This is a genomic window from Yoonia ponticola (assembly GCF_014199395.1).
GTDB lineage: Bacteria > Pseudomonadota > Alphaproteobacteria > Rhodobacterales > Rhodobacteraceae > Yoonia > Yoonia ponticola.
In genome coordinates this window covers 1-20,187 of sequence record NZ_JACIJM010000006.1, presented here as the reverse complement: position 1 = coordinate 20,187, position 20,187 = coordinate 1, and the positions used below count along the sequence as shown (strand labels likewise).

General features: G+C 53.2%; 22 protein-coding genes and 3 pseudogenes. 14 read left to right on the top strand and 11 right to left on the bottom strand.

All coding sequences use genetic code 11. The annotated features are described in order from the left end of the window. Nucleotides 1–72 precede the first annotated feature (72 nt). Nucleotides 73–960 carry a YghX family hydrolase gene (gene yghX / locus FHS72_RS11355; protein WP_183529184.1) on the top strand — a complete coding sequence of 296 codons (888 nt, stop codon included), beginning with the start codon at nucleotides 73–75 and terminating at the stop codon, nucleotides 958–960. 131 nt (nucleotides 961–1,091) lie between these two features. On the opposite strand, the gene groL is transcribed toward yghX, so the two are convergent. After that, a complete protein-coding gene (groL, locus tag FHS72_RS11350) occupies nucleotides 1,092–2,738 on the bottom strand; it encodes a chaperonin GroEL (RefSeq protein WP_183529182.1) in 1,647 nt (548 codons plus the stop codon). Between the two features lie 61 nt (nucleotides 2,739–2,799). Then, nucleotides 2,800–3,087: a co-chaperone GroES gene (locus tag FHS72_RS11345; RefSeq protein WP_183529180.1), complete on the bottom strand. Its 288-nt coding sequence runs from the start codon at nucleotides 3,085–3,087 to the stop codon at nucleotides 2,800–2,802. A gap of 196 nt (nucleotides 3,088–3,283) precedes the next feature. Between FHS72_RS11345 and FHS72_RS11340 the strand changes: the two genes are divergently transcribed. Together FHS72_RS11340 and FHS72_RS11335 are read left to right on the top strand one after the other, a co-directional pair. Further along, nucleotides 3,284–4,282 carry a TraB/GumN family protein gene (locus FHS72_RS11340; RefSeq protein ID WP_183529178.1) on the top strand — a complete coding sequence of 333 codons (999 nt, stop codon included), beginning with the start codon at nucleotides 3,284–3,286 and terminating at the stop codon, nucleotides 4,280–4,282. Continuing rightward, nucleotides 4,279–4,497, top strand: coding sequence for a DUF6500 family protein (locus FHS72_RS11335; protein WP_183529176.1), 219 nt, complete (start codon nucleotides 4,279–4,281; stop codon nucleotides 4,495–4,497). Before FHS72_RS11340 ends, FHS72_RS11335 begins: the two co-directional genes overlap by 4 nt. Here FHS72_RS11335 and FHS72_RS11330 read toward each other — a convergent pair. Further along, nucleotides 4,494–5,180, bottom strand: a complete 687-nt coding sequence (locus FHS72_RS11330; protein ID WP_183529174.1) for a DUF2161 domain-containing phosphodiesterase — start codon at nucleotides 5,178–5,180, stop codon at nucleotides 4,494–4,496. The two genes, FHS72_RS11335 and FHS72_RS11330, sit on opposite strands and share 4 nt — an antisense overlap. 229 nt (nucleotides 5,181–5,409) lie before the next feature. On the opposite strand from FHS72_RS11330, the gene FHS72_RS11325 reads away from it, so the two are divergent. The 6 genes from FHS72_RS11325 (at nucleotide 5,410) to FHS72_RS11300 (ending at nucleotide 10,366) form a co-directional block, all read left to right on the top strand. Next, entirely contained in the window at nucleotides 5,410–6,330 is a 921-nt protein-coding gene (locus tag FHS72_RS11325; RefSeq protein WP_183529172.1) for a manganese-dependent inorganic pyrophosphatase, read from the top strand. A gap of 145 nt (nucleotides 6,331–6,475) precedes the next feature. Beyond that, entirely contained in the window at nucleotides 6,476–7,351 is an 876-nt protein-coding gene (locus FHS72_RS11320; RefSeq protein WP_183529170.1) for a TIGR01459 family HAD-type hydrolase, read from the top strand. A gap of 89 nt (nucleotides 7,352–7,440) precedes the next feature. Beyond that, complete coding sequence (locus tag FHS72_RS11315) at nucleotides 7,441–7,884, top strand: MaoC family dehydratase (RefSeq protein WP_183529168.1); 444 nt, start codon at nucleotides 7,441–7,443, stop codon at nucleotides 7,882–7,884. A gap of 37 nt (nucleotides 7,885–7,921) precedes the next feature. Next, the gene (locus tag FHS72_RS11310) at nucleotides 7,922–8,860 is read left to right on the top strand and encodes a bifunctional riboflavin kinase/FAD synthetase (protein ID WP_183529166.1); all 939 of its coding nucleotides are present in this window, start codon (nucleotides 7,922–7,924) and stop codon (nucleotides 8,858–8,860) included. Then, nucleotides 8,853–9,320, top strand: coding sequence for a YcgN family cysteine cluster protein (locus FHS72_RS11305; protein ID WP_183529164.1), 468 nt, complete (start codon nucleotides 8,853–8,855; stop codon nucleotides 9,318–9,320). The genes FHS72_RS11310 and FHS72_RS11305 overlap by 8 nt, the downstream gene beginning before the upstream one ends. Next, a complete protein-coding gene (locus tag FHS72_RS11300) occupies nucleotides 9,320–10,366 on the top strand; it encodes a threonine aldolase family protein (protein ID WP_183529162.1) in 1,047 nt (348 codons plus the stop codon). Before FHS72_RS11305 ends, FHS72_RS11300 begins: the two co-directional genes overlap by 1 nt. Before the next feature lie 63 nt (nucleotides 10,367–10,429). On the opposite strand, the gene FHS72_RS11295 is transcribed toward FHS72_RS11300, so the two are convergent. Further along, entirely contained in the window at nucleotides 10,430–11,026 is a 597-nt protein-coding gene (locus FHS72_RS11295) for a 2-hydroxychromene-2-carboxylate isomerase (protein ID WP_183529160.1), read from the bottom strand. 111 nt (nucleotides 11,027–11,137) lie between these two features. Between FHS72_RS11295 and FHS72_RS11290 the strand changes: the two genes are divergently transcribed. After that, the gene (locus FHS72_RS11290; protein WP_183529158.1) at nucleotides 11,138–12,151 is read left to right on the top strand and encodes a ribose-phosphate pyrophosphokinase; all 1,014 of its coding nucleotides are present in this window, start codon (nucleotides 11,138–11,140) and stop codon (nucleotides 12,149–12,151) included. Between the two features lies 1 nt (nucleotide 12,152). Here FHS72_RS11290 and FHS72_RS11285 read toward each other — a convergent pair whose 3' ends face one another. The 5 genes from FHS72_RS11285 to FHS72_RS11265 all read right to left on the bottom strand — a co-directional run bounded on the left by FHS72_RS11285 (nucleotide 12,153) and on the right by FHS72_RS11265 (nucleotide 16,355). Then, nucleotides 12,153–12,500 (bottom strand): H-type lectin domain-containing protein, encoded by a 348-nt coding sequence (locus tag FHS72_RS11285; RefSeq protein ID WP_183529156.1) that lies wholly within the window; start codon nucleotides 12,498–12,500, stop codon nucleotides 12,153–12,155. Nucleotides 12,501–12,627: 127 nt separating this feature from the next. After that, complete coding sequence (locus tag FHS72_RS11280) at nucleotides 12,628–13,014, bottom strand: hypothetical protein (RefSeq protein ID WP_183529154.1); 387 nt, start codon at nucleotides 13,012–13,014, stop codon at nucleotides 12,628–12,630. A 116-nt stretch (nucleotides 13,015–13,130) separates the two neighbouring features. Beyond that, nucleotides 13,131–14,195, bottom strand: a complete 1,065-nt coding sequence (gene dctP / locus FHS72_RS11275; RefSeq protein WP_183529152.1) for a TRAP transporter substrate-binding protein DctP — start codon at nucleotides 14,193–14,195, stop codon at nucleotides 13,131–13,133. A gap of 22 nt (nucleotides 14,196–14,217) precedes the next feature. Next, a complete protein-coding gene (locus FHS72_RS11270) occupies nucleotides 14,218–15,756 on the bottom strand; it encodes a TRAP transporter large permease (protein WP_183529150.1) in 1,539 nt (512 codons plus the stop codon). Beyond that, entirely contained in the window at nucleotides 15,756–16,355 is a 600-nt protein-coding gene (locus FHS72_RS11265; protein WP_183529148.1) for a TRAP transporter small permease, read from the bottom strand. The genes FHS72_RS11270 and FHS72_RS11265 overlap by 1 nt, the downstream gene beginning before the upstream one ends. Nucleotides 16,356–16,831: 476 nt before the next feature. Between FHS72_RS11265 and FHS72_RS11260 the strand changes: the two genes are divergently transcribed. The 3 genes and pseudogenes from FHS72_RS11260 to FHS72_RS18650 all read left to right on the top strand — a co-directional run. Next, nucleotides 16,832–17,017, top strand: a complete 186-nt coding sequence (locus FHS72_RS11260; RefSeq protein WP_183529146.1) for a hypothetical protein — start codon at nucleotides 16,832–16,834, stop codon at nucleotides 17,015–17,017. 34 nt (nucleotides 17,018–17,051) lie between these two features. Then, a pseudogene (locus FHS72_RS18655) lies at nucleotides 17,052–17,255 on the top strand (IS3 family transposase); the annotation flags it as partial. 21 nt (nucleotides 17,256–17,276) lie between these two features. Beyond that, nucleotides 17,277–17,491, top strand: a pseudogene (locus FHS72_RS18650) (hypothetical protein); the annotation flags it as partial. Nucleotides 17,492–17,521: 30 nt separating this feature from the next. On the opposite strand, the pseudogene FHS72_RS11250 reads toward FHS72_RS18650, so the two are convergent. Beyond that, a pseudogene (locus FHS72_RS11250) lies at nucleotides 17,522–18,706 on the bottom strand (IS3 family transposase). A gap of 281 nt (nucleotides 18,707–18,987) precedes the next feature. Here FHS72_RS11250 and FHS72_RS11245 point away from each other — a divergent pair. Next, nucleotides 18,988–19,446: a hypothetical protein gene (locus FHS72_RS11245; protein WP_183529142.1), complete on the top strand. Its 459-nt coding sequence runs from the start codon at nucleotides 18,988–18,990 to the stop codon at nucleotides 19,444–19,446. A gap of 161 nt (nucleotides 19,447–19,607) precedes the next feature. On the opposite strand, the gene FHS72_RS11240 is transcribed toward FHS72_RS11245, so the two are convergent. After that, a complete protein-coding gene (locus FHS72_RS11240; RefSeq protein ID WP_183529140.1) occupies nucleotides 19,608–19,898 on the bottom strand; it encodes a hypothetical protein in 291 nt (96 codons plus the stop codon). Nucleotides 19,899–20,187: the final 289 nt, after the last annotated feature.

The window sequence follows — 20,187 nt, the reverse complement described above, 5'->3', positions numbered from 1 at the left end:
TAGCGCCGTTACACAATCGCGCTACACTCCGCACACGCAGAACGCGAAGCGCAACTCAAGGGAGCACCACAGATGAACCGGATGACGGCAAAGGACTTTGACCAAGGCCTGTTAGACTTGTACGACTTTTACGCACATGGGAAAATCACTAAGCGTGAATTCCTAGATAAAGCAGGACGTTACGCTGTTGGCGGCGTCACGGCGATGGCTCTTTTGAACATGCTCAGCCCGAATTACGCGATGGCAGAGCAAGTGTCGTTCAACGACGAAGACATCGTGGCCGACTATATCACTTACCCGTCACCCAACGGCACTGGCGACGTGCGCGGTTATCTTGTGCGTCCTGCTGGCGTCGAAGGGCCGTTGCCTGCCGTGCTGGTCATCCACGAGAATCGCGGCTTGAATCCGTATATCGAAGACGTCGCGCGGCGCGTGGCCAAGGCTGGCTTTATGGCGCTGGCACCTGACGGTCTGACCTCTGTTGGCGGTTATCCGGGCAATGATGCGGACGGGCGCGATCTGCAACAAACGGTCGACGGCACCGCGTTGATGAACGACTTTTTCGCGGGCTTTGAGCACCTGCTGGAACGTGAAGACAGCACTGGCAAAGTCGGTGCTGTGGGTTTCTGTTACGGCGGTGGCGTGGTGAATGCGCTGGCCGTGGCCTACCCTGAGATGGGGGCCGGCGTGCCGTATTATGGTCGCCAAGCATCGGTCGGGGATGTGCCGAAAATCCAAGCCCCGCTGCTGATGCAATACGGTGAATTGGACGAGCGCATTAACGAAGGTTGGCCCGCATTCAAAGAGGCCTTGGACGCCAACGACAAGACCTACGAGGCGTATATCTATGAGGGCGCGAACCACGGTTTCCACAATGATAGCACCCCGCGTTACGACGCTGAAAAAGCGGAATTGTCATGGGAACGGACCATCGGCTGGTTCAATACGCACCTGACCTAAACCACCGCAGATAAACGAAAAAGGGCGCCCCAATCGGAGCGCCCTTCTTTTTAATTGAGCGGTGTGGGGTCTCGCGACTTTTATTCAAAAACCGCGATCACCCGCATCACTTCCGACAAAGTCGAAAGTGATTACATCATGCCGCCCATGCCGCCCATGCCGCCCATGTCCGGCATACCGCCGCCGGCGCCTTCTTTGGATGGCTTATCAGCAACCATTGCTTCGGTTGTGATCAGCAGGCCAGCAACGGATGCTGCGTCTTGCAGAGCTGTGCGCACAACTTTGGCTGGATCGATCACGCCAAATTTGAACATGTCGCCATATTCTTCAGTTTGTGCGTTGAAGCCAAAGTTTTTGTCCGAAGACTCGCGGATTTTGCCAGCAACAACAGAACCGTCAACGCCAGAGTTTTCAGCGATCTGACGCAGAGGAGCTTCAAGCGCCTTGCGGATGATCGAAATCCCAACGTCTTGGTCAGAGTTCGCACCCTTCAGACCGTCAAGAGCTTTGCCGCCTTGGATCAGTGCAACACCACCGCCAACAACAACGCCTTCTTGAACAGCAGCGCGTGTCGCGTTCAATGCATCGTCAACGCGATCTTTACGCTCTTTGACTTCCACTTCGGACATGCCGCCAACGCGGATAACAGCAACACCGCCAGCCAATTTGGCAACGCGTTCTTGCAGTTTTTCACGGTCGTAGTCGGATGTTGTTTCTTCGATCTGGCCACGGATCTGTGTGACGCGTGCTTCGATCTCAGCTTTTTCGCCGCCACCGTCAACGATAGTAGTCTCGTCTTTGGTGATGTTGATTTTCTTCGCGGAACCCAGCATGTCGATTGTGACATTTTCCAGCTTCATACCAAGATCTTCAGAGATCACTTGGCCGCCAGTCAGGATTGCGATGTCTTGCAACATGGCTTTACGGCGATCGCCGAAACCAGGAGCCTTAACAGCCGCAACTTTCAGGCCGCCACGCAGACGGTTTACAACGAGAGTTGCAAGCGCTTCGCCTTCGATATCTTCAGCGATGATCAGCAATGGCTTGCCAGACTGGATCACTGCTTCGAGCAATGGAACCATTGGCTGCAAAGAAGAAAGTTTCTTTTCGTGCAGCAAGATGATCGCATCTTCCAGCTCGACTGTCATTTTTTCTTGGTTTGTTGTGAAGTAAGGGGACAGGTAACCGCGGTCAAACTGCATGCCTTCAACAACATCAGTCTCAGTTTCGAGACCTTTGTTTTCTTCAACGGTGATCACGCCTTCGTTGCCAACACGCTGCATTGCGTCAGCGATTTGACGGCCGATTTCTGCTTCGCCGTTTGCAGAGATTGTACCAACCTGTGCAACTTCGTCAGAATCGTTCACCGGACGTGCTGCCGCTTTGATCGCGTCAACAACAGTTGTTGTCGCCAGATCGATGCCGCGCTTCAGGTCCATTGGGTTCATGCCAGCCGCAACGGACTTCATGCCTTCGCGAACGATAGCTTGAGCCAAAACAGTCGCAGTTGTTGTACCGTCGCCAGCTTCGTCGTTGGTGCGCGATGCAACTTCTTTAACCATCTGCGCGCCCATGTTCTCGAACTTATCTTCAAGTTCGATCTCTTTGGCAACAGATACACCATCTTTTGTGATGCGCGGTGCGCCAAAAGATTTGTCCAGAACAACGTTACGACCCTTTGGGCCAAGCGTTACTTTTACAGCGTCAGCAAGAATGTTGACACCTTTCAGCATGCGACCGCGAGCGTCGGTGCCGAATTTTACGTCTTTAGCAGCCATTGATGAGCTCCTTAAATTTTGTTTCGTTCAAAGCGGTGATGCCCGAAGGCACCCATCCAAATCAGGTAATGATACCGAGGATGTCGCTTTCTTTCATGATCAACAGGTCTTCGCCGTCGACTTTAACTTCTGTGCCGGACCATTTGCCGAACAGAACTTTGTCGCCTGCTTTGACGTCCATTGCGATCAGCTCACCGCTGTCTTTACGTGCGCCCGTACCCGCAGATACGATTTCGCCTTCAGAAGGCTTTTCTTTCGCAGCGTCTGGAATGATCAGGCCGCCTTTAGTTTTTTCGTCGCCTTCGATACGACGAACCAACACGCGGTCATGCAGTGGTGTAAATGCCATCTCCGAACTCTCCTTGTTCGCGTTAAAACTGGTGTTATCACTCATGCTCGACGAGTGCTAACGATGCATAGGTAGGCAGGGCACTACTGTGTGTCAACACACCGAATTGGATTTTTTGAAGGACGGTAAATTCCCTTTGGAACCCTAGGCCAGACAGGTTACATTTTCGTAAAATTGGTTCCCCAAAAGGACGCTTATGTTTCGCGCAGCCCTCACCGTATTTGTTAGCCTCACCGCCCTGCCCGCCTTTGCCCTATGTTCTGGCGAAAGCTATCTGAACCAATTGGCAGAGGCGCAACGCATTGAAATCGCTGGCGCCGTTGCGGCGACCCCGAACAACACGGGCCTGATCTGGACCGCGACCAAAGGCGACACGACGTTAACCATCGTTGGCACAATGCACGTCTATGACGCGCGCCTCGACGCGATACGCGCCCGCATGACACCCGCAATCACAAACGCCGATTTGATGATGGTCGAAGCCACCGGCGCAGAAGAAGCCGCGATGCAAGAGGCGTTTATCAACAATCCGGACCTCTATTTGATCAATGATGGCCCCACCCTGCCCGAATTGTTAACGCCAGAAACCTGGGCCAAGGTCGAACAAGCCGCCACTGATCGCGGCCTGCCGTCATTCTTTGTCGCGAAATTTCAACCGTGGTATTTGTCTCTGATGCTCGCCGCACCTGCTTGCGCTATGGCTGAAATTGCTAGCGGAAAACGCGGGTTAGATCACATGTTGATCGCAGATGCAGAAGCGTCGGGCGTCCCCCTGCAAGCCCTCGAAAGCTGGGAAACGCTGATCAACATTATGACAGAAGGGACGCAGCAAGAACAAATCGAGCTACTGCAACTTGGCCTGATCGACGCGGCTGATCAGCAATCCCTGTTCGTCGCCATGTTAGATGCCTACTTCTCTGAACAAGTCGCCCGCGTTTGGGAAGTAAGCCAAATCGCCTCCCGCGAATTGACGGGCATGTCAGAGGAAGACGCCGCCGCGCAGATGTTGGAAACTCAAGAGTTGTTGTTGGACCAACGCAACCTGAATTGGTTGCCGGTCATCACGGACGCCGCGACAACCCACGACAATATCGTCATCGCCGTGGGCGCGGCGCATTTGCCGGGTGAATTGGGCGTGATTGAACTGCTAAAATCCGAAGGATGGGCACTGGAACGGCAGGTCACGCGACCATGAGGCAAAGCCTGCGCGACAAAGCCATTGCCATTTGTAACGACAAAATCGCCAAGAAAGGCGAGACTGTCGGTCTGTCATTCTACGCCTTTTTCGCGAACAAGAACAATGACCCAGAGCTATTGATGGAGGCCGCCGAATGGTGGATCAAAACCCATAAACTGGACCACTTTGTAAAAGCCGTGAAAATCCGCGACATGATCCAAGCCGGGCTTTAAGCGTCAAGATCACCATAATCCGCCAACCCCTTGCTGCCCACCTCGGTTAACGCATAGACGCCACGACTGACCTTTTCGAACCAGCCGTAATGGTCGTTGCGCATGATCGTGGTGGCCTGCGGCACCTCGGCCCATTCCTTGACCTTTGCGCCTGCGCTTGGGCCGTGCACCGCAAGGAAACGCGCACATCTTAACGCATCCTGACGATAGCCGGTTACAAGCCCGTGCCGCGTTGATCCGCCTTCATTTGGGTCGCCTTTTAAGCGGTCAAACGCCCGCAGCAATTGGGTTTTCTTCTTCTTGGATTTGCGCGGCATGTAAGGGGCCGGATCGGCATGAACCTCGACATGCCCGTCGCGTGGGCGCACTGTCATCACCCCTAAACCGATACGTCTTGCCAGTTTCACATTGTCCTTTAACGCCCGCTGAAACGGTTTACCCGCCTTTAAAGGCACAGCCACATAGACCAGATCAGTGACGGTCAATCGCGCGATACCCTGATGGAAAAGGCTTAACGAAAACCCCAGCTTTAGCTCAACAATCACCGGATCTTCGTCAGCGCGGGTCGCAACAATATCAGCCGCCCCGACTTCGCCCTTCACGGCATAACCTTGGCGGGTCAAATATGCCTTCACCGGCGCGTATAAATCCGCCTCTCGGCTAAACTGGTCCTGCTTCGCCATCCGCAACTGCGCCTTTTCACAACAATCCGTTATGTTTCCCACATGACAGCGGGGAAAGTCTATATAATGAAAGGCATGTTGTGAGACGGATTTGAGAGCCAAGATCGCGCGCCACGCAGCCAGACGCCTACACGACAGACACATACCCGCCAGCCATTTTGCCCACGTGACAAAGGCCCGCTGCCTGCTATAAGGCGGCCAAACACCAATTAATATAGGTCTTTGACACATGACAACGCTCGTTTTCGGCCACAAAGCGCCAGACACTGATTCCCTCGGCTCTGCCCTTATCTGGGAGTGGTTCATGAACCACACAGGCACCGACGCCAAAGCCGTGTTGCTTGGCACGCCCAACACCGAAGCCGCGTTTGTCGCCAAACGTTGGGGTTTTGCCCAACCAGAGATCATCAGCGACGTCGCCGACGGCCAAGATTGCGTGATCGTAGACACGAACAACCCTTCGGAATTGCCAAGCAATATCAACGGCGCAAACGTCACCGCGATCATCGACCACCACAAGTTGGTGGGCGGCTTGGAAACAGCGGGCCCAATCGATATCACGATCCGGCCGCTGGCCTGCACCGCGACGATCATGCACGACCTGATGGCTGGCCACGAAGCCCACATGCCAGAAGCCGTCAAAGGCCTGATGCTATCTTGCATCCTCTCTGACACCTTGGAATTCCGGTCCCCAACGACCACGCCTGTCGACAAAGCACTGGCCGAAAAACTGGCCGCTGATCTGGGCGTGGACCTATCGGCCTACGCATCGGACATGTTCGAAGCAAAATCAGACGTATCAGAATTCTCTGACGCTGAACTGCTGCGCATGGACAGCAAAGAATACGCCGTTGGCGACACAAAATTCCGCGTCTCCGTGTTGGAAACCACCGCGCCCAAGATTATTCTGGACCGCAAAGAAAGCATCATGGCGTCCATGACAGACGTCGCAAAAGAAGACGGCGTTGATCAAGTGCTGCTCTTCGTTGTGGACATCTTGAATGAAGAAGCCACGATGATGATCCCGAACGCGTTGTCCAAAACAGTGGCGCAGGCGTCATTCGGCGCGACCGTCACAGGCGACACCGTTGTTCTGCCAGGCGTAATGAGCCGCAAAAAGCAGATCATTCCAAATCTAAAAACCTCCTAAATTACGGTTTAGACTGAAATTATGAAGGGGTGCTTAACTGTGCCCCTTCTTTTTTGCCGAAATTTCAGTGTACGCTCTGTGCACGCCTAGTGTACGTCAATCACACACGGCTTTTGCCTTAACGTCCTATTCACAAAGGTTAAACATGACCCAGATTATCACCACTTTTTCCGAGATTTCTGATCGCTATGACGCCGCCTTTGTGGACCTGTGGGGCTGCATGCATAACGGCATCGACGCACATCCGGCAGCGGTCAAAGCCATGCAAGATTACCGCGCCCGCGGCGGCATTGTGATCCTCGTCACGAACTCCCCGCGCCCATGGGATTCGGTTGCGCACCAGATACTAGATTTCGGCATTCCAGAGGATGCGTGGGACGCGATTGCGACGTCCGGCGACTCTGCCAGATCAGCGATGTTCCAAGGTATTGTCGGCTCCAAAGTCTGGTTCATGGGCGAGACGCCGCGCGACGATGATTTCTTCAAGCCCTTGTCTCTCCTCGAAAATCCGATTGAGATCACAAAGGTTCCGCTCGAAGAGGCCGAAGGCATTGTGTGCTGCGGCCCGTTCGACACGATGGCCGATCCCGACGTGAACCGCCCACAATTTTTATATGCAAAGCAAAAGGGTCTGAAACTGCTCTGCGCCAACCCCGATATCATCGTGGACCGTGGTGAAATTCGGGAATGGTGCGCTGGTGCGCTCGCCGAACTATACACCGATATGGGCGGCGAAAGCCTGTACTTCGGCAAGCCACATCCACCAATTTACGATCTCGCGAAACGACGACTCGCGGCGTTAGGAAAATCTGCGGCTGATTGTGATATCATCTGCATCGGTGACGGGATTCGCACCGACGTCCTTGGCGGCCAGCAAGAAGACCTCGATACACTGTTCATCACTGGCGGCTTAGCAGCGGCAGAAACCAAAACAGACCCGCAACCGGACCCACAAGCCTTGGCCGATTATCTGGAATCCGAAAAGACAACGGCGACCTACAGCATCGGACACCTACGCTAAAAGTAACGGTTGATTTTTCTGCACTCGCGAAGTAATAAAATTACAAACGACACCCATGTGTCGGTCTTTTATTACCTCAAGGACGCAAAATGTTGGACAATGCACCGCGCGGAACAATCTGTATCGAAGACATCGAAATCGGCATGGTCCGGTCGCTGCGCAAGCAAGTGACCGACCGTGACATCGAGATGTTTGCAGAAATTTCGACCGACCGGAACCCTGTCCACCTTGACGATGACTACGCCCACGACACCATTTTTGGTGGTCGCATTGCGCATGGGATGCTGACCGCGGGCCTGATTTCAGCGGTTATTGGCGAACAGCTACCCGGTCACGGCACAGTTTACCTTGGGCAAAGCCTTAAATTCTTGGCTCCTGTACGTCCCGACGACATGGTTCTGGCAGAGGTTGAGGTGGTCGAAATCGACCATTCAAAACGGCGTGTTAAAATGGAAACCCGTTGCATCGTGAATGGCAAAAAGGTCTTGGTCGGCGAGGCAACTGTGCTGGCACCGTCGCGCAAATTCGACTGAACCTTGCGCCCCGTTTCACAGCGGGGTACGCACGGCCATGCGCATTATTCGTGACACATTATTCATCGATCCAGACGACCGCGGCGCTGCTGCGGCGATAGGAAATTTCGACGGCGTCCATCTCGGGCACCAGTCGGTTATTGACCTGACGCGCGAGGCCGCAAAAGCCGTGAATGCGCCGCTAGGAGTAATGACATTCGAGCCGCATCCGCGCAGCTATTTCTCTAAGGATGACAACCCCTTCCGCCTCATGAACGCGGATGCAAAGGCGCATTGTCTGGACGCGCTTGGGGTTGATAAGCTCTACGAAGTGCCGTTCAATGCTGCCCTCGCCGCCCTCAGTCCGCGCGAATTTACGCAGCAGATTATCGTCGATCGGCTTGGCCTGAAACACATCGTTGTCGGCAGTGATTTCTGCTTTGGCAGCGGTCGCCTCGGCACCATTACAGACCTTCAGACGTTCGGCGCTGAGATGGGGTTTGGCGTTACCATTGCGCCGATGAAATCAATCGGCACCGAGGCGGTATCATCCACAGCGATCCGCACTGCGCTGACCGATGGACGCCCGCGCGATGCCGCCGCGATGCTGGGTCATTGGCACGAGATCGAAGGTGTTGTGATACGTGGCGAACAGCGCGGTCGCGAGCTTGGGTATCCAACAGCGAACATGTCGATCAGCGGGTTGCACCAGCCCAAATTCGGGGTTTACGCCGTTAAAGCCGACGTTCTGAATGGACCGCACAAAGGCAGCTATCATGGCGCTGCGTCAATTGGTGTCCGCCCGATGTTTGGCGAAAACATCCCGAATTGCGAAACGTTTCTCTTTGATTTCAAAGGGGATTTATACGGTTCAACGATTTCCCTCGCATTGATCGACTATCTGCGGCCAGAGTTGAAATTCGATGGACTTGATGCCCTTATCACTCAAATGGACGCGGATTGTGTGACCGCGCGCGAGATATTAACCAATGTCTGATATTCCTCGCGAAGGTCTTGCTGACCGGTTTTGGGAAACCAAAAAACTGTCAAAAATGAACAAAGCAGAATGGGAAGCCGTCTGCGATGGATGTGGTAAATGCTGTCTTAACAAACTCGAAGACGAAGACACCGGTGAAGTCGCATTAACCCGCGTTGCCTGCCGCCTGCTCGACAACGAAACTTGTCTGTGTAGTCAATATCCCATCCGTCACCAGTTTGTGCCTGAATGCATCGTTTTGACACCTAAGACATTAGAAGATAACCTTTATTGGCTGCCTAGCACCTGCGGTTATCGCCTGCTTTACGAGGGGCGCAAACTTTACGATTGGCATCCCTTGATCGCCGGAAACAACACCGCGATCCACGAGGCTGGCGTGACCATGCAGGGGCGCACAATTCCCGAATTTGAAATTCACGAAGACGATTGGGAAGACTACATCATAGAGGAACCGACCTGATGTTCTTTGCATCCGACAACTCCGGGCCGACCCATCCAAAGGTGTTAGAGGCGTTGGTTAACGCGAACAACGGATACCGATCAGGTTACGGCGCGGATGCAGAAATGGACATCGTAACGGCGCAAATCCGCGAGCTATTCGAAGCCCCAGATGCCGCCGTTTTTCTGGTCGGGACGGGTACAGCAGCGAACGCTATCCTACTGGCGACGCTTACAAATCCATGGGACACGATATTCTGCTCGCCCATGGCACACATTCACGAAGACGAATGTAACGCGCCAGAATTCTACACAAATGCGAAGCTGACATTGGTGCCTGCTGAAAACGCGAAAATGACGCCAGAGGCATTGCGCATCTCAATGCAGAACGAAGGAAATCGCGGCGTGCACGGCCCACAACACGGTCCCGTTTCGATCAGCCAAGTCACCGAAATGGGCACTGTTCACACCTTGGACGAACTCCGCGCATTAACCAAGATCGCCCGCGAATTCGGAAGCAAGGTCCATATGGACGGTGCGCGATTTGCCAACGCGCTTGCCACGCTCAATTGCACTCCTGCCGAGATGACATGGAAATCCGGCATCGACGCGGTCAGCTTTGGCGGTACGAAAAACGGTCTCATGGGCGTCGAAGCCTGCGTGATTTTTGATCCTGAAAAGGCATGGGAATTTCAGCTACGGCGCAAACGCGGCGGTCATCTCTTTTCTAAACACCGGTATTTGTCCGCACAAATGCAGGCTTATCTGACTGATAACCTTTGGCTTTCCATGGCGACCGAAGCGAATGCGCGATGTGCACAACTCGCTCAGGGACTTGTGACAAACATTGCTGTTACTTTCGTCGAAAAACCCGAAGCCAACATTATTTTCGCACGCTTCCCGCGTCACCTTCACCAACGTTTGCTGAATGCTGGCGCGAACTACTACGTCATTGATGGTGATCCACAGGCTGGCGATTTAGACGCGATATTAACCGCAAGGCTTGTGACAGACTGGTCTGCAACCGCTGAGGATGTCGAGAATTTTCTCAACATCATCAACGGTTAACCTCAACTTCATTTCGCCAGAACAACTCCGGGGGTGCGGGGGCTGGCCCCCGCCGCGCTTACCTTAAATCTTGCCCGCGAGATGCGCATCAAGATCGGCCAAGCGGTCTTCACCCCAAAAGCGTTCGCCATCATCTGTAACAAAGAATGGCGCGCCAAAGACGCCCGCATTGATACCCTCTTCGAGGTTTGCGCCGAAGGTTTCAGCGCTTGTCAGCATGTTTTTGTCGGCCAGATCCGCGTCAAAACCGGCCTCGACTAAACAAGCACGGATCACCTCGTCTTGCGCGATATCTTTGTCGTCGGCCCAGCATGCTTTGGTGATGTTCGCGACCAATTTGGCCACATCGCCGCCCGCTGTTTGTGCTGCAATAATCGCAAATGACGCAGGCGCACCGTTTGTCGGCCAGAACGCTGGCTTCAAATTCATCGGCTGTCCGGTCATCGCAGCCCTGCGCCGCATATCTTGCAGCCGATACTCTTGACGGTTCGGATGCCGATCTTTGGGGGGGACGCCCCCTGTCCGGCCAAATAACTGCATAATATCCAACGGCTTGTACGTCAGGGTTGCACCATGCGCCTTTGCGATCTGCTCGGGGCGTGTGCCGCACAGGTAGGTAAAGGGCGAAATCGTGGCAAAGTAGTAATCTATATGGGCCATTTTGGTCTCCGGACGCGCATGATGTTTGCGAGACCGTAACGGCGTGCTAAGCGGTGTCAACGCCACGATTCTGTTACTTTCAACAGACCTTCTGCCAAAGGACCGCGCCAGATGACGCCCACCGAACCCAAACTGATCTCAGGAAATGCCAATACGCCGTTGGCCGAACGTGTCGCACGACGGATGTCGATGCATCGCGGACGCAAAGTGGGTCTCGTTGACGCCCGTGTCGAGCGGTTCAATGATGGCGAAATTTTCGTCGAAGTGTTCGAAAACGTCCGCGGTGAGGATATGTTCATTATCCAGCCGACGTCGAATCCTGCAAACGATAACCTTATGGAATTGTTGATTATTGCGGATGCTTTACGCAGATCGTCTGCCGCGCGCATTACCGCTGTCATCCCGTATTTTGGTTACGCCCGTCAGGATCGCCGGTCCAAAGCGCGGACGCCAATCACGGCGAAACTGGTCGCGAATATGATCGTCGAAGCTGGCGTTGAACGCATTCTCACGCTTGATCTTCATGCGACACAGATCCAGGGATTTTTCGATATTCCAGTCGATAACCTTTATGCGTCGCCGATTTTCGCGCTTGATGTGAAGCACAACTTTAAGAACCAGATGGACGAGATCATGGTTGTGTCCCCTGACGTCGGTGGCGTGGCGCGTGCCCGTGATCTGGCCCAGCGGATCGGCGCACCGTTGTCTATCGTTGATAAACGGCGTGGCAAGCCTGGCGAAGTTGCAGAAATGACTGTGATTGGTGACGTTAAAGACCGCACTTGTCTGATCGTCGACGATATCGTCGATACCGCAGGTACACTGTGTAAAGCTGCCGAGGTGCTGCTTGAGCATGGCGCAAAAGAGGTTCACGCCTATATTACGCACGGCGTTTTGTCCGGTCCCGCCATCGAACGCGTAAATGCATCTGTGATGAAACACCTTGTGATCACCGACACGATTGAAGCGACAAAACCAGTTTTGGCGACCGACAAAATCCGCATCGTACCAACCGCACCAATGTTCGCCCAAGCGATCCTGAACACGTCCAACGGCACCTCGGTGTCGTCGCTGTTCGACCACGAGACGCTCGGCCCGATCTACGAAGGCATGTATTCGAGCTAAATCATAGCTCCCAAGAATCGTCGCTTGGCAGTGATCCAATCGCCTGCCAAGCGACCCGAATACGCGCGATGCGACTATCGCCCCACGTCTTAAAAACAATATCAAAGCCGGTCTCGGTTATGCCGTCCGGCTGTAAATCGGCGCGAATGTAGGCATCATTCGACATGTCGACCATCGACATCTGCAACGAAATAACAGGCATATCTGCGAAACGTTCAGAAAAGGTTACCGTGCGACGTGCAGCGCGTGGGCCCTCGCCTTTCCACATTTCACCGTCGTCTTCAAAGTCCGAAAATAATATTAAGTCGCCGTGATCCACACCAATAGCGTGGCTATCCAATCGTTTCATTCGTGCTCAAATCCCGCTTCAGTAACGTATACACTATGAACGATTAACAAAATGAAAACAAACTTTGGGTAGGTTTTACGCACAGTTGGGATCATTATGCGTCATCGGTTTAACCACAGCACTTTGGTTATCCGCGCAACGACCGCAAAAACAGGCCAACGCCCCCAAAAAGCAGCACAAGGATGACCAGTAGGTCGAACGCGCTGAGGCGTGTAAATTGCAGCGTGAGGTTCGAAATCACCCCAGCGATTAGCGCAATGATCGCACCGACTGCGAGTGCCCAACCGATTTTACTGCGCCCATTATAGAACACCATTGCGATGCCGAACATGAACGGAATAAGGATCATACCCGTCGTGACGTCTACGCCACCAAGCCCAAAAGCCCGTGTTCCCATACCAAAATTAGGGCGAATTACGATGTTGCTAAGTAGTAGATACCCGCCCGCCACCATCATCACGAGCCCAATGACGAAGTTAAATTCGCCGCCGTCGCTGCCGCCTGCGCCACGCATGATGTTCTCCGTTTTTTGTTGGTCGAACCGTAGCTGAGCAGTGCAAGATCGACAAGATTACCCATGAAAAAAGGGCCGCCCGCGATGGGCGGCCCTTTGTCGTTGCGTATTAACGTTTAATTCAGGTCGCTTGCGTATTCTGCTGCAAGGTCGGATTCGGCCACTTCAACAGCTGCGATCAACGCGTCGAGGACTTGATCACCCCCGTCTACGTTTTCGCGGAACCAACCTTGAACTGGGGTGGCAGCCTCAGCGAAAGCTGCTTTTTCTTCTGGTGATGGCACATACAAGTCGCCGCCACCTTCAACAAAGGCTTGATAAGCCTCAATCGACTTGCGCTTTGGCGAAGCAAATGTCGCTTGCTGCAATTGGGAGAACCCATCAACAACAACACGGCGCATGTCTTCTGGCATGCCAAGGAAGTTTTCATTGTTCATGTACCACAACGCGCCCATGTAGGCGTGACCGTCGAGTGTGAGGTACTGAAGCCCTGCATCAGGGAACTTCATGCTCATGATATCAGTGATACCGTTTTTGGACCCTTCAACGACACCGGTTTGGAACGATGTAAAAAGCTCGGGCCATGGGATCGGTGTCGGGGAAGCGCCCATCGCACGCACCAGTTCCTGCGGCAGATCAGCGACAACGGTCCGAATTTTCAGGCCTTCCATGTCAGCTGGGCCAGTGACACGGCGTTGGGTGTTGGCAAAGTTGCGCCAGCCACCCGTGTTACCAATGGTCATCAGACGCAATGCGCCGTCAGTGGCCTCAAGCCCCATGTCGCGCATCGTGCGTGTGAAATCGCCAGTCAAAACGGCCTCTGCCACGCGGTCGTCAGACATCAGATAAGGCAGGTCAAGAACTTGAACGAAAGGCATGATACCAGCGGCACCACCTGATGTGGTCACGAACACATCAATCGAACCTTCGGCCACACCTTCGAGGCACTCAGCCCCGCCGGAACAGAGCTGCGTGCCGATAAACAGCTCGACCCCGATACGGCCATTCGACGCGGATTCGACGTAGTTTTTAAAGACAACCAGTCCGTCGTAGTCTTCGTCGTTCTCATTTGAGTTGGCAGTCGCGCGGATAGTGAATTCTTGATGCCCGTCCGCCCACGCTGCAAGTGGCGCAGTTAGAAACGCGGCGGTCGCAGCGACCTTTGATAGAGTTTTCAGCATTTTATTCTCCCTATAGATGCTGTCAGTTTGGTACCGGCACAGGGCTGATACACGCAGAGAAACCGACCTCTGGGCCGCAACCCAAAAAGCCAGAAAGATACGGCACGGTCATCGAAATCGCCGGAATATATGTGATGAGGAAAATCACGAGAACTTCGACCGCAAGAAATGGCAAGATTGCTTTGGCGATGGTTTCAACCTTTTCGCCGGACACTGTCGAAGCCACGAATAACACAAGCCCCATAGGCGGCGTCGCCAACCCGACGGTCAGATTAACTGACATAATGATCGCGAAATGGACGGGGTGAACACCGAGGTCGACAAAAATCGGGCCCAAGATCGGCCCAAGGATAATGATCGCGGGCCCAGCATCGAGGAACATGCCGACAATGAATAACAGGATGTTAATCAGAAACAGCAAGATCAGCGGGTTTTCGGACAGTGACAGGATGTAATCAGACAGGATTTGCGGCGCATAGGATAGGCTGACGACCGTTTTAAAGGCCACAGCCGCCCCTACGAGAAGCAAGACCGCCGAGGTGGAAAGCGCTGACTTTGCAAGGACTTCGATCAGGTCTTTACCGTTCATCGACCGCAAAACAAAGAAGCTGACGATCAGCGCATAGGCGACCGCAACCGCAGAGGCTTCGGTTGGTGTGAATACCCCAACGAGGATCCCGCCAAGAATGATGATCGGCGTTTGCAGCGGCGCGATGGCTTTTTTGCAGACGATACGAAAATCATGGCTCACACGCGCTTTGGTCGCAGTCGCGATGGCATGTGCAATCGGCAGACCGATGAGAAAAATTAACCAGCCGTTCACTTGTTGTGGGATAAACTGAGTGACGAGACCTGAAATCGCGTAGAGCAATCCCGCGATGTTAACACGAATAAGGAAAAAACTGACCCAAGCCTCAAGTGGCGTCATGGTTTGGTCTTTTTGGACGATCCGTTCGGCCTTGGGCAGGTCATAGCGGTCAGCCATCAGACGAACCATGATCATCAATCCGACCCCAACCAAAATGCCGGGAACGATACCGGCAAGGAACAGCGCTGCCACGCTTTCGCCCATGATGTAGGCGTAAATAATCATGATGCCGGACGGCGGAATGATCGGCCCAATAACCGACGACGCAGCCGTGATCGCGGCGGCAAACTTGCGGCTATAGCCGTTTTTTTCCATCGCAGGGATCAGCGTTGATCCCAGCGCCGAGGTATCAGCGACCGCAGACCCAGACAGGCCTGCGAATAAGATTGAGGACAGGATGTTCACGTGAGCGAGACCACCGCGCATATGCCCCATGAATGCTTGGGAAAACTCGACCAGTCGAACAGTGATCCCGCCGCGGTTCATGACCTCGCCAGCAAGCATAAAAAACGGGAGCGCCATTAACGGAAAACTATCCATTCCGTTGTAGAAGTTACGGTACAACCCCGCGACGACATTGCGGGTGTCGCCTTCGAGCATGATTAACGCGAAGGGCGAAACCAGCAATGCAAATACGACCGGCAAGCCGACCATGATGAGAACGAGAAATAAAGGAAGGAACCAAAGCAGCATTATGAAGCTCCTGCAATATCTTCGTCCGCAGTCAGGCGCGACAGACGGTCGCCTTGCCCGGCCAGCATGATAAGTTGGCGAATGATAAGTTCGAAGTTCACCAAGATAAGCAGATTTACCCCGACCCAAAGCGATGCGTATTGAAACCTGTTCTGAAATTTAGCACCACATTTCCCGATCTCGATGCCGAAAGGCCAGCGCAACGACGCTGAACAGCCTTTCCCAGAAATCGTGTCGAGGTGATTATTAAGTCCGCGTTCCCAAGCAATGAACAGAACCCACATCGTCAGACACATTAGGATTAAAGATAACAGACCAGAGAGCGCACGCGGCAATGCGCGTTCAAGCATGTCGATCCCGACAAAACCGCCCATGCGATAGGCCAAAGGCGCCATCAATCCAGCCATCCAAAGCATGCCAAAACGCGCGGCTTCTTCGGTCCAATTGGGCGCGTCATTGAGTATGTAACGAAAGAAAACTTGACCTAGGATTAAACACACCATGATGGCGAGCGCTGCAATCGCGATGACTTTGCCGATAGCAAGCAAAGTCGCGTTGATGCGCTCCAACGGCCACAATAACCCAAACAGGACTGACATACAGCTCCTCCCCCCGCTTTATTAAGAATGACCCTCCCCGGCCATCGCTGAACTTGTTAGCTTACCGTGCCATCGTCGTCGCCACCGTACGCATCTGTCAACCGATTGAATGGCAAAATATGCAACGACAACCAAACGGATACGCGCCAACAATGACGTTTTGGTAACATGGACGACAATGTGACACAATGGTGTATCAATTGTCGAATTGGATGAGAATTCGTGAATGTCACTAGACCGCGTTTACGGCCAGATTAGTCAAAAAGTGTGAGGAACATGAAAACGGTGGACGTAGAGTGAAGTGGTCCTGCAAATTTGGGCAGCGTGCTAAGATGTATCCAACCTTGAAGACAGGATACAGAAATGACGAAGAGACGCAGTTTTTCAGATAAGTTTAAGGCCACGGTAGCGCTTGAGGCGCTTCGTGGAGACAAGACGGCGCAAGAGATTACAAGCACAAAGTGCATCCAACGCAGGTGACGACGTGGAAGCGGCAGGCAATTGATGGCCTGACGGGTGTTTTTTCCGACAAAGTCAGGAAGGCTGAGGATAACGAAGCCGAAGTCAAAGAACTGCACGCGAAGATCGGCAAGGTGGCGGTGGAAAATGATTTTTTGTCACAAGGGCTGATGTATTACCGACAGGGTATTGCGCAGCAATGACCCGAGAGGCGATGAGCCCGTCTGAACGAAAACAATGATCAATCGGGATTGCACGGACATGAGTTTGACCAGGCAGTGTAAGCTGCTGAAGATCAGCCGGTCATCCCTGTATTATGCCCCAGTGGGCGTGAACGCAGAGACGTTGGAACTGATGAATGAGATCGACCGCGTGTTCACAAAATACCCGTTCTTCGGAAGCCGACAGATCACAGCCTACTTGCCCAGAAATGGGTTCCATGCAGGCCGCCACCGCGTGCGGCGGCTGCTGAGTTTGATGGGGTTACAGGCCATCTACAAGAGCCCGAATACCCATAGACCGGCAACACATGCTCTGCATGTGTGAGAGGGGGCAAGAAGCACCCTCAGCACCGCATTTATCCATACCTGCTCCGGAAGCGACCAATCACGCGGCCGAACCATGTTTGGTGCAGTGACATCACCTATATCCCTGTTCGGCGTGGGTTTTTGTATCTGTGAGCTGCTGCTGGTTTCGTGGACGGCAACTTAAGCTTTCATCGCTCTCTCCTCGTATTGCATAGGGCTTAAATATCCTATGGTCGAGTGACGACGTGTCGGATTGTAGAAACGCTCGATGTAATCGAACACATCCGCACGGGCTTGATCACGGGTCCGGTAGACTTTGCGCTTCACACGTTCGATTTTGAGCGATGAGAAGAAGCTTTCCGCTGCAGCGTTGTCCCAGACATTGCCCGACCGGCTCATCGAGCAGGTGACGCCATTGTCCGCCATTAGCCTCTGGAACGGTTCACTGGTATATTGGCTACCCTGATCCGAGTGATGCAGCAGTTCCTTTGGTCGCCCTCTGCGCCAGATCGCCATCATCAGGGCATCAGTAACCATCTGCCCTGTCATGGCATCTTTCATCGACCAGCCGACGATGCGACGCGAGAACAGATCAATGACCACAGCAACGTAAAGCCAACCTTCGGCGGTCCAGATATAAGTGAAGTCGGCGACCCATTTTTGGTTTGGGCCCTCTGCTTTGAACTCACGTTCAAGCACGTTTGGCGCAATACTGGATCGCTCGCCCACATCCTTTGGGAGCTGACGGCGGCGCGGACGCGCCCTGAGGGCATTCATTTGCATCAACCGTTCAATGCCATGCAGACCACATTCAAAGCCCTCAGCAAGGACGTCATGCCAAACGCGGCGCGCGCCATAGGTCCGATCAGATCGCACGAAGCTCGCCCTGATAGCGGCGCCAAGCAGTTCGTCTTGCAACGCACGGGCGCTGCGCGGTCTCGTCAGCCACGCATGGAACCCACTTCGTGACACACCGAGCGCATCACACATCCAACTCACTGGCCAAACCCCTCGGTGCTTCGCAACAAACCCGAACATTACAGATGGTCCCTGGCGAAGGTCCCTCTCACACATGCAAGCATGTGCTGCCGGTCAGCGGGCGGCGGCCTTTTTTAATATGTCACGCTCCGCTTTCAGCTTTGCGACCTCACGTCTCAGGCTGCGAAGCTCTTCGTCATCTGGTTTCAGCTGACCGTTGCCTGGGAAGGCGTTTGGCCCGTTTGATCCAAACTCACGCACCCATCGGCGCAGCACGGTTGCATGCACATCCAGATCTTTGGCCGCTTGTGCGACACTCACTCCGCGAGCCGTCACAAGCTGTGCCGCCTCGCGTTTATATTCTCAGCTGTAAACTCTTCTCGTCATCGCTGATCTCCAATCTCATAAACACCTTATCTCGGTGTCCACGAAACCGGCAGCAGCTCAGACCTCTTAGCCGACCTGACAAGTGATCAGCGGCATTTTTACGAACAGTGGAGGGACCAGTTCAAGGTGCAACACTCAGAACGACCAGATACGCTCTATGAAGCTGCTATCAACTACACCAAGTGGACGCCCAACGATTGGTTGGCTTGTCTAAGAATTACCGAAGATATGACCATACAAAATGCTCAGCATATTTATTATGACAAGCTAGGAGAAAGACCGTGAGAGAAACAAAATCATACCAACTGAAAATTCATAATCAGCTTGCAAACATTGCTTGGATTTCATCACAAGAACTATGGATAACCGAGCATGGTATTTTGACAGTAGCCGGTTTGCGTGATCATTTTGGTCGGGACGCTTTAAAAGAGGCCATGAAAGTTGCGACCACGTGCGATCATCTCCGTTTTGATCACGGGAACCAGAATGTGATAATCATTGACGCTCTGGAACGCAAAGGGCGAAACCTCGCCGCGCATCCGTTTAGATTGCATTGCTTTTTGAAGACTATGTGGCGTTTTGCAAACGAAACCATAGTGAGTACGTTGCCAGTTTATGGCGATGCGCACATGTTCTTTGGCTGGGTAGAGAATATCGGTGGGGACGTTAGTAAGCGCGAAGATAAGCCCTACGAGAGGCCAGGCAACATGTTTAGCAACGCTGTTCGGATAGATCAATAAAACCCAAAGCGGTTCGCAGACTAGATTCCATGCCTATGAAGAGATCGTTTGCCGGTCGTTATACCAAGAAAGCTTCGCTGCAGACGCTAGCAGACCCGTACGCTGGTTTGAAAAAGGGCCATCAATTCCATCGATAGATCTTCGGGCTTCTTGCCTCAAAACTAACCACGAAGAATTCGCGGTATTGCTTTAGCTACAAAGCGTGCGGAAAATACAGCGCCAGAATGGTGAAGGTCATCTCCTTTATCTTCGTTTGCGAGATCAACGACAGTTTTTGCAGCAAAGCAACTCACGTTATCTGCGTGCAGAGCGGCGGCTCGGTAGAGACCATAAACCTCCATATCAAGACCTCCAACTTTTCGATGCTGCTCCTTGATTTCGTCTACCTTGGTATTGGAGGCGATAACTGCAGAACCTGACACTGTGGGCATGATTGCTACTGCTGTTTCCATAGCACCATTCAGCCCAGCTAATCCATCTCTTAGGCTAGCACAACTCGGTTCTTCCGAAATAATTTGACTAAGTATCGTTCTCACATTGTTTTGCAACGGTTCTTGGTAGTGTGACAGTTTAAATTCGTCACCCTTCCATTTACCTGATTGATGCTCCCAAGTTGGGTCGGAAACTAAGAGGCTACCAAGCTCAATGAGGTGCCCCTAACTTCCTAGACGCCTGCCTTGTTCATTTTCTGCTGTTTCATTTCATAGTCAACCGGTGACAGCATGCCGTTGTTCGTGTGCT

Coding starts and splice junctions, on each gene's coding strand:
- FHS72_RS11295 (WP_183529160.1), bottom strand. CDS start 11,026: ATGGCCCATATAGATTACTACTTTGCCACGATTTCGCCCTTTACCTAC.
- FHS72_RS11305 (WP_183529164.1), top strand. CDS start 8,853: ATGTCTGATATTCCTCGCGAAGGTCTTGCTGACCGGTTTTGGGAAACC.
- FHS72_RS11270 (WP_183529150.1), bottom strand. CDS start 15,756: ATGCTGCTTTGGTTCCTTCCTTTATTTCTCGTTCTCATCATGGTCGGC.
- FHS72_RS11335 (WP_183529176.1), top strand. CDS start 4,279: ATGAGGCAAAGCCTGCGCGACAAAGCCATTGCCATTTGTAACGACAAA.
- FHS72_RS11330 (WP_183529174.1), bottom strand. CDS start 5,180: ATGGCGAAGCAGGACCAGTTTAGCCGAGAGGCGGATTTATACGCGCCG.
- dctP (WP_183529152.1), bottom strand. CDS start 14,195: ATGCTGAAAACTCTATCAAAGGTCGCTGCGACCGCCGCGTTTCTAACT.
- FHS72_RS11320 (WP_183529170.1), top strand. CDS start 6,476: ATGACCCAGATTATCACCACTTTTTCCGAGATTTCTGATCGCTATGAC.
- FHS72_RS11265 (WP_183529148.1), bottom strand. CDS start 16,355: ATGTCAGTCCTGTTTGGGTTATTGTGGCCGTTGGAGCGCATCAACGCG.
- yghX (WP_183529184.1), top strand. CDS start 73: ATGAACCGGATGACGGCAAAGGACTTTGACCAAGGCCTGTTAGACTTG.
- FHS72_RS11290 (WP_183529158.1), top strand. CDS start 11,138: ATGACGCCCACCGAACCCAAACTGATCTCAGGAAATGCCAATACGCCG.
- FHS72_RS11340 (WP_183529178.1), top strand. CDS start 3,284: ATGTTTCGCGCAGCCCTCACCGTATTTGTTAGCCTCACCGCCCTGCCC.
- FHS72_RS11325 (WP_183529172.1), top strand. CDS start 5,410: ATGACAACGCTCGTTTTCGGCCACAAAGCGCCAGACACTGATTCCCTC.
- FHS72_RS11315 (WP_183529168.1), top strand. CDS start 7,441: ATGTTGGACAATGCACCGCGCGGAACAATCTGTATCGAAGACATCGAA.
- FHS72_RS11300 (WP_183529162.1), top strand. CDS start 9,320: ATGTTCTTTGCATCCGACAACTCCGGGCCGACCCATCCAAAGGTGTTA.
- FHS72_RS11345 (WP_183529180.1), bottom strand. CDS start 3,087: ATGGCATTTACACCACTGCATGACCGCGTGTTGGTTCGTCGTATCGAA.
- FHS72_RS11285 (WP_183529156.1), bottom strand. CDS start 12,500: ATGAAACGATTGGATAGCCACGCTATTGGTGTGGATCACGGCGACTTA.
- groL (WP_183529182.1), bottom strand. CDS start 2,738: ATGGCTGCTAAAGACGTAAAATTCGGCACCGACGCTCGCGGTCGCATG.
- FHS72_RS11240 (WP_183529140.1), bottom strand. CDS start 19,898: ATGGAAACAGCAGTAGCAATCATGCCCACAGTGTCAGGTTCTGCAGTT.
- FHS72_RS11310 (WP_183529166.1), top strand. CDS start 7,922: ATGCGCATTATTCGTGACACATTATTCATCGATCCAGACGACCGCGGC.
- FHS72_RS11280 (WP_183529154.1), bottom strand. CDS start 13,014: ATGCGTGGCGCAGGCGGCAGCGACGGCGGCGAATTTAACTTCGTCATT.